Source organism: Pseudomonas sp. Os17 (assembly GCF_001547895.1).
Lineage (GTDB): Bacteria > Pseudomonadota > Gammaproteobacteria > Pseudomonadales > Pseudomonadaceae > Aquipseudomonas.
Genome location: NZ_AP014627.1, coordinates 1,915,797 through 1,930,513, shown reverse-complemented (window position 1 = coordinate 1,930,513; position 14,717 = coordinate 1,915,797). Strand labels below are relative to the sequence as shown.

General features: G+C 62.5%; 13 protein-coding genes and 1 pseudogene. 8 read left to right on the top strand and 6 right to left on the bottom strand.

Going from position 1 to position 14,717, the window contains the following annotated elements; translation table 11 throughout:
* Positions 1-92 precede the first annotated feature (92 nt).
* The 5 genes from POS17_RS08700 (at position 93) to fabB (ending at position 7,040) form a co-directional block, all read left to right on the top strand.
* A complete protein-coding gene (locus POS17_RS08700; RefSeq protein WP_060838200.1) occupies positions 93-2,216 on the top strand; it encodes a TonB-dependent receptor plug domain-containing protein in 2,124 nt (707 codons plus the stop codon).
* A gap of 34 nt (positions 2,217-2,250) precedes the next feature.
* Positions 2,251-3,147, top strand: coding sequence for an ABC transporter substrate-binding protein (locus POS17_RS08695; RefSeq protein ID WP_430523204.1), 897 nt, complete (start codon positions 2,251-2,253; stop codon positions 3,145-3,147).
* On the top strand, positions 3,144-5,045 hold the full coding sequence (locus POS17_RS08690) for an ATP-binding protein (protein WP_060838199.1): 1,902 nt from the start codon (positions 3,144-3,146) through the stop codon (positions 5,043-5,045). Before POS17_RS08695 ends, POS17_RS08690 begins: the two co-directional genes overlap by 4 nt.
* 247 nt (positions 5,046-5,292) lie before the next feature.
* Complete coding sequence (gene fabA / locus POS17_RS08685) at positions 5,293-5,808, top strand: 3-hydroxyacyl-[acyl-carrier-protein] dehydratase FabA (RefSeq protein WP_011060067.1); 516 nt, start codon at positions 5,293-5,295, stop codon at positions 5,806-5,808.
* Positions 5,809-5,819: 11 nt separating this feature from the next.
* On the top strand, positions 5,820-7,040 hold the full coding sequence (gene fabB / locus POS17_RS08680; protein ID WP_016963486.1) for a beta-ketoacyl-ACP synthase I: 1,221 nt from the start codon (positions 5,820-5,822) through the stop codon (positions 7,038-7,040).
* Positions 7,041-7,119: 79 nt separating this feature from the next.
* Here fabB and POS17_RS32635 read toward each other — a convergent pair whose 3' ends face one another.
* Together POS17_RS32635 and POS17_RS32630 are read right to left on the bottom strand one after the other, a co-directional pair.
* Positions 7,120-7,983, bottom strand: coding sequence for a methyl-accepting chemotaxis protein (locus tag POS17_RS32635; protein ID WP_375136255.1), 864 nt, complete (start codon positions 7,981-7,983; stop codon positions 7,120-7,122).
* Positions 7,975-8,745, bottom strand: a pseudogene (locus tag POS17_RS32630) (MCP four helix bundle domain-containing protein); the annotation flags it as partial. The pseudogene POS17_RS32630 and the gene POS17_RS32635, both read right to left, overlap by 9 nt.
* Positions 8,746-9,093: 348 nt before the next feature.
* Between POS17_RS32630 and POS17_RS08670 the strand changes: the two are divergent.
* The gene (locus POS17_RS08670; protein WP_042942143.1) at positions 9,094-9,510 is read left to right on the top strand and encodes an OsmC family protein; all 417 of its coding nucleotides are present in this window, start codon (positions 9,094-9,096) and stop codon (positions 9,508-9,510) included.
* Positions 9,511-9,573: 63 nt separating this feature from the next.
* Positions 9,574-10,446, top strand: a complete 873-nt coding sequence (locus POS17_RS08665) for a pirin family protein (protein ID WP_060838197.1) — start codon at positions 9,574-9,576, stop codon at positions 10,444-10,446.
* A gap of 103 nt (positions 10,447-10,549) precedes the next feature.
* Here the strand turns inward: POS17_RS08665 and POS17_RS08660 are convergent, their stop codons facing one another.
* The 4 genes from POS17_RS08660 to POS17_RS08645 all read right to left on the bottom strand — a co-directional run bounded on the left by POS17_RS08660 (position 10,550) and on the right by POS17_RS08645 (position 14,270).
* Positions 10,550-11,278 carry a dienelactone hydrolase family protein gene (locus POS17_RS08660; RefSeq protein WP_060838196.1) on the bottom strand — a complete coding sequence of 243 codons (729 nt, stop codon included), beginning with the start codon at positions 11,276-11,278 and terminating at the stop codon, positions 10,550-10,552.
* Positions 11,279-11,349: 71 nt separating this feature from the next.
* A complete protein-coding gene (htpG, locus tag POS17_RS08655) occupies positions 11,350-13,254 on the bottom strand; it encodes a molecular chaperone HtpG (protein ID WP_060841901.1) in 1,905 nt (634 codons plus the stop codon).
* A gap of 90 nt (positions 13,255-13,344) precedes the next feature.
* Positions 13,345-13,797 carry a PaaI family thioesterase gene (locus POS17_RS08650; protein ID WP_060838195.1) on the bottom strand — a complete coding sequence of 151 codons (453 nt, stop codon included), beginning with the start codon at positions 13,795-13,797 and terminating at the stop codon, positions 13,345-13,347.
* The gene (locus POS17_RS08645; protein ID WP_060838194.1) at positions 13,794-14,270 is read right to left on the bottom strand and encodes a PaaI family thioesterase; all 477 of its coding nucleotides are present in this window, start codon (positions 14,268-14,270) and stop codon (positions 13,794-13,796) included. The genes POS17_RS08650 and POS17_RS08645 overlap by 4 nt, the downstream gene beginning before the upstream one ends.
* A 158-nt stretch (positions 14,271-14,428) precedes the next feature.
* Between POS17_RS08645 and POS17_RS08640 the strand changes: the two genes are divergently transcribed.
* Complete coding sequence (locus tag POS17_RS08640; protein WP_016968094.1) at positions 14,429-14,680, top strand: hypothetical protein; 252 nt, start codon at positions 14,429-14,431, stop codon at positions 14,678-14,680.
* Positions 14,681-14,717 lie beyond the last annotated feature (37 nt).

The window sequence follows — 14,717 nt, the reverse complement described above, 5'->3', positions numbered from 1 at the left end:
GCTGTCATTCGGGGAATGTCGGGCTTATCGACTGGAAAACTCGACTATCTCGGTTAACATGCGCGCCATCTTTCAAGATTCAAGGCTGTGCCGTGTCCGTTGGTCCCTCACCTCTTCGTCTGTCGCTGCTGCTGGGCATGCTCTTCGGCCACCCGGTGCTGGCCGACGATCTGTTTCTCGACGGCAGCGCACTGCCCGAGGTGTTGACCGCCACACGCCTGAAACAATCCCCCGCCGCCGTGCCGGGCAGCATGACCGTGCTCGACAACGAACTGATCAGGGCCAGCGGCGCCCGGGACGTCAGCGAGCTGCTGCGCCTGGTGCCCGGGATGATGGTCGGGGCCATCAGCGGCAACCAGGCCACGGTCAACTACCACGGCACCAACGCCAGCGAAGCGCGGCGCATGCAGGTGCTGATCGACGGGCGCTCGGTGTACCGCGCGGGCCTGGCCACGGTGGACTGGAGCGACATTCCGGTGGCCATGGAAGACATCGAACGCATCGAGGTGTTTCGCGGCCCCAACACCGTCAGCTACGGCGCCAATGCGCTGATGGCGGTGGTCAACATCATTACCCGCGCACCGGCCAACAGCCACGGCACCCGGTTCAAGGTGACCCGGGGCCAGCGCGGCATCAGCGACTGGTACGCCAGCCAGGGTACGGGCTGGGAAACCGGCGACCTGCGCCTGTCGTTGTCCGGACAGGAAGATGACGGCTTCGACCACAATCGCCTGGGCGCCGACTACCGCGACAGCAAGCGCTTGAACCGCTTCAGCCTGTCGGTGAGCCAGATGCTCGACGAGCAGCAGAGCATCGATTGGCAATTGAATGCCAAGGAAGGCACCAACCAGCGGCCTTATACCTATAAACCGGTGTTCTACGGCGTATCCCAGCAGGGCAAAGACTCCGATGTGATCGCCAAGGACTACGCCGGGTCACTGCGCTGGAACCTGGAGCTCAATGCGCAGCACAGCCTTTATATCCAGGGCTCGGCCCAGCACTGGGATCGCCAGCAAACCTGGCGCGCCTGTGACGCAGCCATTTCCTTCAGCCCCGAACTGACGCGCCTGTGGCAAATCAACCCGAATTACGCCGAGCGCCTGGCGCGCCACATGCCCGATTACTTGAGTGGGGCGCCTAGCGGAACCACGACGGAACAGGCGTTGGCCAACCAAGTCATCGATCAATGGAAAAACGGCGGAGGCAAGAATACCGTCTGCGGCAACATCGACCAGAGCACCCGCGAAACCCGTTACGACCTTGAACTGCAGGACACCCTGAGCCTCAGCGATAACCTGCGACTGGTCAGCGGCATGAACTATCGTTACGACCGGGCCGACTCCGAAACCTATTTCAACGGCACCCTCGACGACACCACCTGGCGCCTGTTCGGCCAGCTGGAGTGGCGAGCCAGCGAACACTGGCTGATCCAGGGCGGGGCTATGTACGAAGACACCCAGCTGACCGGCAACTCGCTGACGCCACGGATCGCCGTCAACTACCTGATCAACCCGCGCCACGGGCTGCGGGCGGTGTATTCGGAAGCCATCCGCTCCCCGGACATGTTCGAGAACAACGTCAACTGGAGCTACCGGGTCACCGGCCTGAGCAGCCCGGTCTACGGCCAGAGCAGCGCCCAGTACTTCGTCAAGACCCGGGGCCCGGGCAACCTCGATCAGGAACACATGCGCTCCCGCGAGCTGGGCTACAACGGCTACTTCGTCGACCAGGCCCTGAACCTCGACATCAAGCTGTTCTACGACGAAATCAGCGGCATGATCAGCGAGCCGCTGCGCAACAACCAATACATCGCCAGCAACAGCAATTCCTCACGCTTCTCCGGCACCGAAAGCCAGCTGGACTGGCAATTGAGCCACGCCGACCGCCTGCGCCTGACCTACGCCTATGTCCACGCCCAAGCCAGCAACCCCCTGGACCAGCGCCTGACCGCCAGCAACAGCGGCTCCGCCGGCTGGCTGCGCAATTGGGGCCGGGGCTGGTCCAGCGCGTTGTTCTATTACGCTGACAGCGCCCTCAACGGCTACCGCTTCGAACGCGTCGACACGCGCATCGCCAAGCGCCTGGCCCTGGGCAAGGCCAACCTGGAACTGGCGGGCACACTGCAACAACGACTCGACCACCAGCCCAGCACCTTCGCCGACAACCGCTACGACTCGCGGCACCTGGTCTATTTCAGCGCCGAGCTGGAGTTCTAGCGTGGCCCGGCAGCGGCCCTCGGGGGCCTTGGACTTGCGTCGCCGACTCGGCTGGGGCCTGTTCCTGCTGAGTCTGCTGCTGTGCGCACCGCTGCGCGCCGCCGACGTCTTGCTGACCGCCAGCGAGGACAACCCGGCGGTACGCACCTTCACCGCAGAGCTGGCCGCCCAACGCCCCCAGGACCAGGTGCGCTTCGTACCGCTGGAGCAACTGCCGGCGCCGGGCCAGTTGCCCAGCGCCACGCGCCTGATTCTGCTGGATCCGCAAAGCCTCGACTGGCGCCTGCAAGATCCCCAGGGCCCGGCCACCCTGGTCCTGCGCATCAGCCGCCTGCAAGCCGAACAGCGCCTGCAAGGCCTGCACCACCCCGAGCTCAGCCTGCTCTGGAGCGATCCACCGCCGAGTCGTCAGTTGCACCTGATCCGCCAGGTCTTGCCCCAGGTGCGCCGGGTTGGCGTGCTGTACAGCGAGGACAGCCAGTTCCTGCTCAAGGAGCTGCGCGGCGCCGCGCAATCCCTGGGCCTGGAAATCGTCGCCGAAGCCTGGGACAGCACCCACGACAGCCGGCCATTGCAAAACCTGCTGCGCAACAGCGACGTGCTGCTGGGCCTGGATGACCCCAAGCTGTACAACCCGAAAACCGTGAAGAACCTGCTCCTGAGCAGCTACGCCCAACAGCGGGCGCTGATCGGCCCCAATGCCGGCTTCGTCAGGGCCGGCAGCCTGGCCAGCACCTACAGCGACCAGCAGGACTGGCTGCAGACCCTGGACAGCCTGCTTGAGCAGGCGCCGAATCGCTGGCCCCGGGCACTGTACCCGGCGGCCTTCAAAGTACTGAGCAATCCACAGGTGGCACGCTCACTGGGCATCGAGGAAATCGACCCGCAAGCCGTCGCGCGCCAACTGAGTGAAGGAGAGCAACGCCCATGAAATTGCGTCGCCGATGGGACATCCACACCCGCACGCAGCTCATCAGCCTCGGCCCGGCCTTGCTCCTGACCCTGTTGCTGATCAGCTTCTTCACCTTCGTGCGCATTCAGGACCTGCGCCAGGAGCTCAACCACACCGGCCAACTGATTGCCAACCAGCTGGCGCCAGCCACCGAGTACGGCGTGATCTCCGGCAACAACGAAGGCCTGGAAAGCCTGTTGCAGGCCACCCTGGCCACGCCCCACGTGCACTTTCTGGAGGTCCAGGACAGCGCCAACAACATCCTGGTGTATGTCGAGCAACCGTCTGCCACTCATAAACAGGCGCAACAGATCAAGGTGTTCCAGGCGCCGGTGCGCTTGCAGCGCATCCAGGTGCACAACGACTTCCTGGAAGACGACCCGACCAGCCTCGGGCCCCAGGGTGACGGGTATCTGGGACGGGTCATTGTCGGCATGTCCAACGACGCCTTCAGCCAGCGCCAGCAGGAAATTCTCCTCAAGGCCGCGATCCTCGCCCTGTTCGCCCTGCTCTTCACCTTCCTCCTCGCACGGCGCCTGGCTGCCGGCCTGGCGCAACCCATCAGCGCCATGGGTAACGCGGTCAAGGCGATCCAGGAAGGCGACTTCAAGGCGCCGCTGCCGATTGTCGACGACGGCGAGCTGGGCAATCTGGCACGCCACATCAACAACCTCGCCGCCGGCCTGGAGCTGGCCAGCCGCGAGCAGCAACAGGCCATGTCGCAACTGATCCAGACCCGGGAGGAAGCGGAACGGGCGAACAAGGCGAAATCGGATTTCCTGGCGATGATGAGCCACGAACTGCGCACCCCGATGAACGGCGTGCTGGGCATGCTGCAGCTCCTGGAAACCACCGAGATGACCCAGGAGCAGAGCGAATACGCGGCGCTGGCTTCGGAGTCCACCGAACACCTGCTGAAGGTGATCAACGACATCCTCGATTTCTCGCGCATCGAACGCTCGGCCCTGGAGCTGGAACACATCCCGTTCAACCTCGCCGAACTGATCGGCAGCTCGGCCCAGGCCTTCCAGCACAGCGCCCTGCAGCGCGGCCTGGACCTGCAACTGCGCCTGCCACCGGGCATGGAGTCGCTGCAGGTCAAGGGCGACCCGACGCGGATCCGGCAGATTCTGGTCAACCTGATCGGCAACGCCCTGAAGTTCACCGAACAAGGCAGCGTGATCATCGAGGCCCAGTGGCAGGCCCTGGATCATGAGCTCCTGTGGTTCACCTGTGCGGTGCGCGACAGCGGAATCGGTATCAGCCCCGCCAGCCTGGAGCTGATGTTCGATGCATTCCAGCAGGCCGACAGCAGCATTTCCCGGCGGTATGGCGGCACCGGCCTGGGCCTGCCCATTGCCCGCACCCTGGCCGAACGCATGGGCGGCACCCTGCGGGCCCAGAGCGAGGAAGGCCGTGGCTCGGTGTTCACCCTGGAGATCCCCCTGGCGCTGTTCCAGCAAAGCCTGCCGGTGCTGGCACCACGCGTCAGCACCGCCGCTCACCAGGGCGAGGGCCGCAATGTGCTGCTGGTGGAAGACAACCCGGTGAACCAGACCGTGATCCAGGCCATGCTGCGCAGCCTGGGCTTCACCGTGAGCATCGTCACCGACGGGGCCCAGGCGGTGCGCAGCGCCGAGAGCCTGATTTTCGAGGCGATTCTGATGGATTGCCGACTGCCGCTGGTCGATGGTTATGAAGCCACCCGGCAGATCCGCCAATTGCCCGGCTGCGCCGATCTGCCGATCATCGCTCTGACCGCCAACGCCTTGCAGGGCGACCGCGAAGCCTGCCTGGCAGCGGGCATGAACGACTACCTGGCCAAGCCGTTCAAGCGTGCGGATCTGCAGCAGATTCTCCAACGTTGGGTGCAGTAACAGGCTATTTTCCAACAGGTGCGACTGGCGTGACGGGCGAAAGTGCGGCAGTCTTAGGCACCCGACGGGGCCCTGAAAAGGCCCTCAAAAAAAATTTCAGTGAACAAGTGTACTTTCATACCCTTGGCGCTGTGACTTTCACTACAACGCAATAGTCTATGAGTAGGCTGCCGGCTCGAGGCATGAACGCTTCGATCGGCCGGGAAGATTGCCCAACCCTGCCGCACGGGACTATTGAGGAGCTCGCATGACCAAACAAAACGCCTTTACTCGGGAAGACCTGCTGCGCTGCAGTCGCGGTGAGCTGTTCGGCCCAGGTAACGCGCAACTGCCCGCCCCCAACATGCTGATGGTGGATCGCATCACCCATATCAGCGAAGAGGGTGGCAAGTACGGTAAAGGTGAATTGGTCGCTGAGCTGGATATCACTCCAGACCTGTGGTTCTTCGCTTGCCACTTCGAAGGCGATCCGGTGATGCCGGGCTGCCTGGGCCTGGATGCCATGTGGCAGCTGGTCGGTTTCTTCCTCGGCTGGCAAGGCCTGCCGGGCCGCGGTCGCGCCCTGGGTTCGGGAGAAGTGAAGTTCTTCGGCCAGGTTCTGCCGACGGCGAAAAAGGTCACCTACAACATTCACATCAAGCGCGTGCTCAAGGGCAAGCTGAACATGGCCATCGCCGATGGCTCGGTCAGCGTTGACGGCCGCGAAATCTACACCGCCGAAGGCCTCCGGGTCGGCGTGTTTACCTCCACTGACAACTTCTAAGGGTTATCCGCATGCGCCGCGTCGTTATCACTGGTCTGGGCATTGTTTCGTGCCTGGGCAATGACAAAGAGACCGTCTCCGCTAACCTGCGTGCAAGTCGCCCTGGCATCCGCTTCAACCCGGAATATGCCGAAATGGGTCTGCGTAGCCAGGTTTCCGGCTCCATTGACCTGAACCTCGAAGAACTGATCGATCGCAAGATCTATCGCTTCGTCGGCCACGCGGCGGCTTACGCCTACCTGGCCATGAAAGACGCCATCGCCGACTCCGGCCTGAGCGAAGAACAAGTCTCCAACCCGCGTACCGGCCTGATCGCCGGTTCCGGTGGTGCCTCGACCCTGAACCAGATGGAAGCGCTGGACATCCTGCGCGAGAAAGGCGTCAAGCGCGTTGGCCCATACCGCGTCACGCGGACCATGAGCAGCACCGTTTCCGCCTGCCTGGCCACACCGTTCAAGATCAAGGGCCTGAACTACTCCATCGCTTCTGCCTGCGCGACCAGTGCTCACTGCATCGGCACCGCCATGGAACAGATCCAGATGGGCAAGCAGGACATCGTCTTCGCCGGCGGCGGTGAAGAAGAGCACTGGACCCAGTCGTTCCTGTTCGACGCCATGGGCGCCCTGTCCACCCAGTACAACGAAACCCCGGAAAAAGCCTCCCGCGCCTACGACGCCAAGCGTGACGGTTTCGTCATCGCCGGCGGTGGCGGCATGGTGGTGGTCGAGGAGCTGGAACACGCTCTGGCCCGTGGCGCCAAGATCTACGCGGAAATCGTCGGCTACGGCGCCACTTCCGACGGCTACGACATGGTGGCCCCAAGCGGCGAAGGCGCTATCCGCTGCATGCAGATGGCCATGTCCACTGTCGACACCCCGATCGACTACCTGAACACCCACGGCACCTCGACTCCGGTCGGCGACGTCGCGGAAATGAAAGGCGTGCGTGAAGTGTTCGGCGACAAGGCTCCAGCCATCAGCTCCACCAAGAGCCTGTCGGGTCACTCCCTGGGCGCCGCCGGCGTTCACGAAGCGATCTACTGCATGCTGATGATGGAAGGCAACTTCATGGCCGGTTCGGCCAACATCGACGAGCTGGACCCGGAAGTGGCCGACATGCCGATCCTGACCAAGACTCGCGAAGACGCCACCATCAACACCGTGATGAGCAACAGCTTCGGCTTCGGTGGCACCAACGCCACCCTGGTGCTGAAGCGCTGGCAGGGCAAGTAAGCCTCGCCGCTTCGCGACATGAAAAAGCCCCGACCGGTTCGGGGCTTTTTTTTGCCTGCCATTTTCCGGCGCCAGCGGCTCAGACGGAAAAACGCGCCACCATGCTGTTCAGGTCCACCGCCAGCCGCGACAGTTCCTGGCTGGCCGCGCTGGTCTGATTGGCCCCGGCCGAGGTCTGCAACGCCAGGTTGCGGATGTTCATCAGGTTGCGGTCCACTTCCCGCGCCACCGCCGCCTGTTGCTCCGAGGCACTGGCGATCACGATGTTGCGCTCGTTGATCAGGGTGAAGGCCGAAGCGATTTCCTCCAGCGCCTGCCCCGCCGCCTTGGCCACTTCCAGGGTCGAATGGGCGCGGCTATTGCTCTGCTGCATGGAGCTGACCGCCTGATCGGTGCCCTGCTGGATACCGCCGATCATTTGCTCGATTTCCTGGGTCGACTGCTGGGTCCTATGGGCCAGGGCCCGCACTTCATCGGCCACCACCGCGAAGCCGCGCCCGGCATCCCCGGCCCGCGCCGCCTCGATGGCCGCGTTCAGGGCCAACAGGTTGGTCTGCTCGGCGATGGAGCGAATCACCTCCAGCACCTTGCTGATGCCGTAGACCTTCTGCGCCAGCTGTTCGACCTGACTGGCATTGGCTGTCACATCCTCGGCCAGCGATTCGATGGACAGCACGGTCTGATGCACCTGTTCGCGACCGTGCTGGGCGATCCGATCTGACTCCCGGGACGCTTCGGAAGTAGCCACCGCGTTGCTCGCCACCTCCTCCACCGCGGCGGTCATCTGATTCACTGCCGTGGCGGCCTGTTCGATCTCCTGGCTCTGCTGATGCAGGCCCCGGGTCGCATCCTCGGTGACGCAACTGAGCTCCTCGGAAGCCGAGGCAAGCTGGCTGGAGGAATCGGAAATGCGCCGGATAGTCTCGCGCAAGCTGTGCTGCATGGCCTTGAGCGCCAGCAACAGGCGCGCCGGCTCGTCCTTGCCGATCACCGTGATGTCTCCGGTCAGGTCGCCGCCGGCCACCACCTCGGCGACGCGCAAGGACTGCGCCAGCGGCAGGACGATGCTGCGGGTCAACAACAAGGCCAGACCAATGGTCACCAGGGCCGCCACCACGATCATCGCCACCACCCAGACGCGCGACTGGCTGAACACTGCCTGAGCCAGATCCGTGGCCTGGGTCGCACTTTGCTTGTTCAAGTCGATCAGCTCGTGCAGTGTCGCGGCCATTTCATCGGCCAACTGGTTCATTTCACCGTTGACCACCTTGACCGCCTCCTCCAGCTGATTCTGGCTGGAGAAGGCCATGACCTGGGCCTGCCGCTGCAGGTACTGCTGCTCCACGTCCTTGAAGCGATCGAACAGGACCCGCTCCTGGGGCAGCACGATCAGCGACTCATAGCGCCCCTGGGCAACGCCCAGGCCACTCTTGATGTCCTTGATCTTGGCCTCGTTCTGGGCCAGGGCCTGGGGGTCGCGATTGATCAGCAGGCGCAGGGTCAGGGCGCGAAGACGCAACAGATCCTGGCTCATGTCGCCCACCGACATGACGCTGGGCAACCAGTTGCTTTCCACCTCATCGGACTGCTGGCGCATGTTGGCCATCTGCATCAGGGCAAATGCGCCGAGGACAAACACCATCAGCGCCAGCAAGCCAAAACCCAGGCTGGCGCGGGGGGCGATGTTGAGACTTCTGAGACTCATTCCTTTGGCTCCTTCCTAGAGCGCTGCAAGAGCTTGCAGCAGGGTGCTCTTAGACGGTATCGGGCCGGCGGAAATTTGCGTAAGACAAAAACGTGATATCAAAACGCCCTATGACTTCGATACCTCAGAGTAAAACGATTCAGCTCACAGAAAATCGACATTTTCCGATCAAACAGTACAGCTTCCACCTCGAAACCCGCTGCGACGTCGCTGCTTGCACATTCATCGGCGTGCCAACGGGCCATCGGCTACCGCCAGTAAAAACCTGAACGCCTGCGCCGGCCGATGCTCTATAACTTCAGCACCTTTACCACCCGATCCGACATTCATCACTGCCTGAGGTTTGCCATGACCATTACCGTCAATACCGAGTCCAGCGAAGGTTTCCGCCACAGCATCCAGGTCGACGACCATCAGTTGTTCACCGACCTGCCCCAGTACGCCGGTGGCGAAGGCACCGCGCCCGAGCCCCACGATTATTTCGATGCCGCCCTGGGTGCCTGCAAGGCCCTGACCCTCAAGCTCTACGCACAGAAGAAAAACATCCCGCTCACCGGCGTCACGGTGGAGCTCAAGCACGACAACAGCCAGGAACAGCAAGGCAAGTACGCCCTGCACGTGAAACTGACCCTCAAGGGCGTGCTCACCGACGCCCAGCGTGAGGAGTTGCACCGGGTGGCCGACCGCTGCCCGATCCACAAGCTGATGACCACCAGTGAAGTCAGCATCGAGACTCACCTGTCCGAAGGCGCCTTCAGCCAGTAGCGGCAAGGCTGGCATCCGGGGGTTATGCTTGCGGGCATACCCCCGGTCAGCCTGGAATCCGCCATGAATTCACCCCTAGTGATCCGCCCCCGCGTCGAGGACGTCGAAGGCCAGCCTATCCTCCGCCCCCTGCCTTCGGCACAGTGCCGCAGCGTCGGCCCCTTCGTATTCTTCGACCACATGCTGAGCACCTCCTACCCCGCCGGCAAAGGCATGAACATCCGCCAGCACCCGCATATCGGTCTGTCCACGCTGACCTACCTGTTCGCAGGACAGATCCGCCACAAGGACAGCCTCGGCTCGGACCAGATCGTCCTCCCCGGGGACGTCAGCTGGATGACCGCAGGCAGTGCCATCGCCCACGTCGAGCGCACGCCCGAGGCCTTGCTGAGCCAGGCTTTCACCCTGCATGGCTTGCAGGTCTGGCTGGCCTCGCCCAAGGAGCATGAACAGGGACCCGGGCACTACAGCCATCACCCCGCGGCCACACTGCCGGTGAGTGACAACCTCGGGGTCACGATCCGCATGATCGCCGGCAGCGGCTTCTGCCTGGAGTCGCCGGTGCCGGTGCTCTCCCCGACCCTGTATGCCGAACTGCACCTGCAGACCGCCACCAGCCTGCTGATTCCCACCGAGCATCAGCAACGCGCGCTGTATGTGCTGGACGGCGAGGCACAACTGGACGGCGAGCCATTGCCCCCGCACTCGCTGGTGGTGTTGCCGGAGGGAGAAAACGCCACGCTGTTCGCCGAGAGCGACTGCCATGCGGTACTGCTTGGCGGTGCGCCTCTGGACGGGCCGCGACGGATCAACTGGAACTTTGTCGCCAGCGACCCGCTGTTGATCGAGGCCGCACGCGGACGCTGGGCAGCCAGGGACTGGCCGCAAGTGCCGGGAGAAAGCGAGCGCATCGAACTGCCCGCTTCCCGCCACTGATCTGCAGGAGCCGGCTTGTCGGCGAACAGGCCCACAGGCCTTGCATCGCCCACAGGCCCCTCTATCGCCGGCAGGCCGGCTCCTGGCGGATCAGGGGATGCCGTCAGCCCTGGAACACTTCGTCCAGCAGGTAGTACAGGGTGGCGAAGGCCCGGGCCGAGGTCTTGGCGTCATACATCATCTTGCCCGGGACATTGGCCTGGGGATCGGTGAAGGAATGCACCGCGCCGCCGTAGCTGACCAGTTGCCAGTCAACACCTGCGGCATTCATCTCCGCCTCGAAGGCCGGCAGTTGTTCCTTGGCCACCAGCGGATCGGCCGCACCGTGCAGCACCAGCACCGAGCCCTTGATGTTCTGCGCATCCGCAGGATCTGGCGTGTCCAGGGTGCCATGGAAGGAAGCCGCGGCCTTGACTGGCGCCCCGCTGCGGGCCAGCTCCAGCGCGCAGCAGCCGCCAAAGCAGAAACCGAAGGTGGCCAGCCTGGACAGGTCCACCGCGGCCTCGGCCTGGCTCTGCAGGGCGCTGAAGGCCGCCTGCATCCGCCGACGCAACAGCGCCCGGTCATTCTTCAGGGGCATCATCGCCGCACCGGCCTGATCGGCGTCGCTGGGGCGTACCGACTGGCCATACAGGTCGGCGATCAGCACCACATACCCCTTGGCCGCCACTGACTCGGCGAGCTGCTGCGCGCCGGCGCTGACACCCATCCAGTTCGGCGCCATCAGCAACCCCGGGAGCGCGCCTTTATGGGCGGCATCAAAGGCCAGCAGGCCTTCATAGGGCTGGCCATCGATCTGATAGACCACGGAACGCACGGTGATTTGACTCATGACTCATCTTCTCCAGTAGGGGGACACCAGAATGAAAAAACCCGCCGAAGCGGGTTTTTCCTGCAACCTGGTTAAACCGACAGTTCAACCAGCAGCTTGTTCAGTCGGCGCACATAGGCCGCCGGGTCTTTCAAGCTGTCGCCGGCCGCCAGGGCCGCTTGATCGAAGAGGATGTGCGACAGGTCGCCAAAGCGCTCTTCGTTCTGCTCGCCGTCGAGTTTCTCGATCAACGGGTGAGTCGGGTTGAATTCGAAGATCGGCTTGGAATCCGGAACCTTCTGCCCGCTGGCTTCGAGGATCTGACGCATCTGCAGCCCCAGGTCCTGCTCGCCGATGGCCAGGATCGCCGGGGAGTCGGTCAGGCGGTGGGAAACCCGCACTTCGCTGACGCTCTCGCCCAGCGCGGTCTTGATCCGCTCAACCAGGCCTTCCTTGGTCTTGGCGACTTCCTCGGCAGCCTTCTTGTCCTCTTCCGAGTCCAGGTTGCCCAGGTCCAGGTCGCCACGAGCCACGTCGACAAAGCTCTTGCCGTCGAACTCATTGAGGTAGCTCATCAGCCACTCGTCGATGCGGTCGGTGAGCAGCAGCACTTCGATGCCTTTCTTGCGGAAGACTTCCAGGTGCGGGCTGTTCTTGACCTGGGCGTAGGATTCGCCGGTGAGGAAGTAGATCTTGTCCTGACCTTCCTTGGCGCGAGCCAGGTAGTCGGCCAGGGACACGGTCTGCTCGCCGTCGTCGCCCTGAGTGGAAGCGAAGCGCAGCAGGCCGGCGATCTTTTCCTTGTTGGCGAAGTCTTCGGCCGGGCCTTCCTTCATCACCTGGCCAAAGTTCTTCCAGAAGCCCTTGTATTGCTCAGGCTCGTTCTTCGCCAGTTTTTCCAGCATGTCCAGCACGCGCTTGGTCAGCGCCGACTTCATCGAATCGATGATCGGGTCTTTCTGCAGGATTTCCCGCGAGACGTTCAGCGACAGGTCGTTGGAGTCCACCACGCCCTTGATGAAGCGCAGGTACAGCGGCAGGAAGGACTCGGCCTGATCCATGACGAACACGCGCTGTACGTAGAGCTTGAGGCCCTTCGGCGCTTCACGCTGGTACAGGTCGAACGGTGCACGAGCCGGCACGTAGAGCAGCGAGCTGTATTCCAGCTTGCCTTCAACCTTGTTGTGGCTCCAGCTCAGCGGGTTCTCGAAGTCATGGGCGATGTGCTTGTAGAACTCCTGGTATTCCTCGTCCTTGATCTCGGTACGCGGACGGGTCCACAGGGCACTGGCGCGGTTGACGGTTTCCCACTCCAGCGCCGGTTTCTCTTCGCCTTCGGCGGCAGCGGCTTCTTTGGGCAGCTCGATCGGCAAGGCGATGTGGTCGGAATACTTCTTGATGATGTTGCGCAGGCGCCAGCCATCGGCGAATTCGTCTTCACCGGACTTCAGGTGCAGGACGATACGGGTGCCGCGTTCGGCCTTGTCGATGGTCGCAACCTCGAACTCGCCTTCGCCCTTGGACGACCAGTGCACGCCCTCGCTGGCCGGCAGGCCGGCACGGCGGCTGAACACTTCGACCTGATCGGCAACGATGAATGCGGAGTAGAAGCCCACGCCGAACTGACCGATCAGGTGCGAGTCCTTCTTCTGGTCGCCGGTGAGGTTTTTCATGAAGTCGGCGGTGCCGGACTTGGCGATGGTCCCCAGGTGAGTGATGACATCTTCACGGCTCATGCCGATACCGTTGTCTTCGAGGGTGACGGTCTTGGCGTCCTTGTCGAAGCTCACACGGATTTTCAGTTCGGCGCCACCTTCCAGCAACTCGGGCTTGGACAGGGCTTCGAAACGCAATTTGTCGACGGCGTCAGAGGCGTTCGAGATCAATTCGCGAAGGAAGATTTCCTTATTGGAATACAACGAATGGATCATGAGGTGCAGCAGTTGCTTCACCTCGGTCTGGAAGCCCAGGGTTTCCTTTTGAGTTTCCACACTCATGGTCATCAAACTCCAATCAGATGGCTGTGGTCGCGCTCCGGAAGCGGAGAACGGCGGGATGACATGGAAGTGGGGGTAGCTCGCCGGATTTCAAGGGGCGGGTGCCTCTTCGATCTTGAAATGTGCACGGGCGGTGGCAATCGGCTCGTCGGCGGTGCTCTGCCAGGCGGTGATCGCGACGTTGGCCACGCGCCGCCCCTGACGCCAGACCTGGCAGCGGGCAAAGGTGTCGCGAAACTGCCCGGCACGCAGGTAATCCAGGGAAAAATCGATGATCTTCGGCACCCCGGGAGCGCCGGTAAAGATCAACAGATGCACAGCCGCCGCCAATTCCATGAAACCGGCGATCACTCCGCCATGCAGCGCCGGCAGCAAGGGATTGCCGATGTTGTCCTTGTTGGCCGGCAAGCGAAACAGCAACTCGTCCCCCAGCCGCGAGCATTCGATGCCGATCAGGGCGGCGTAGGGAATCTTCTGCAGCAAGGGACCGTAGTCGCCCTGTTGGTGAGCCTGCTCCAGCAACACCTTGAGATCTTCGCTCATGGACGCGCTCCCTTGAGGGCCGTGGCAAAACCCGGGGTGCCCTTGAGGCCCTTGCCCATGCGCATGAACGTACCGACCACATGGGCTACCGGGCGCTGCGGATCGTCCTGATAGGCAAAACCGCGGGTAAAGATCACATCGGTGGTGACCCGGTAGCACTGGGCAAAACCATGCACGTCGTGATGAGGCACCGCCGGGTGCATGTAGTCGATGCGCAGGTCCAGGGTCGGGCAAACCTCGAACTCCGGCAGCACGCACAACGTGGCCATGCCACAGGCCGTGTCCATGAGGGTGGTCAGGGCGCCACCGTGGATGATTCCAGTGTGGGGATCGCCGACGATCTGCGGGCTGTAGGGCAAGGTCAGGGTCATGCCCTGCGCTGATGCGCTATGCACGCTGATGCCCAGCACCTGGCAGTGTCGCAAGGCGGAAAGAAAGCGCAATGCACGCTCGAAAACAGGATTCTGCGCCATGGGTTATCTCTCTTGTTAGTGTCAGGAATCGATGGTTGGCCAGGGCGATAAAAGTTCCGTAGAACAAATACTTAATATATCTAGGAACCCCAAGGAACTTAAATCACAAGACCATGATCGAAAGGCCAGTAGATATCTTCACTAAGGAGAAACACCCCATGCGTAAGACTTTAGCTATTGCCCTGATGCTGACCGCTTCCCTCGGTCTGGCTGCCTGTGACAAAAAATCCGAGGACAAAGCTCAAGATGCCAACCAACACGCTGAGCAAGCTCAACAAAAAATGAACGAAGCTCAGGATAAAGTGAACGAAGCTGCCAAGGAAAACGCCGAAGCTGCCAAAGACCAGGCTGAATCCAACAAGGCCGCAGCCGAAGAAAGCGCCAAGGAAGCAGCCCCTAAAACCAACTAACTCGGTTTTAGCGCAAGATATAAATAAAGCCCGCCAA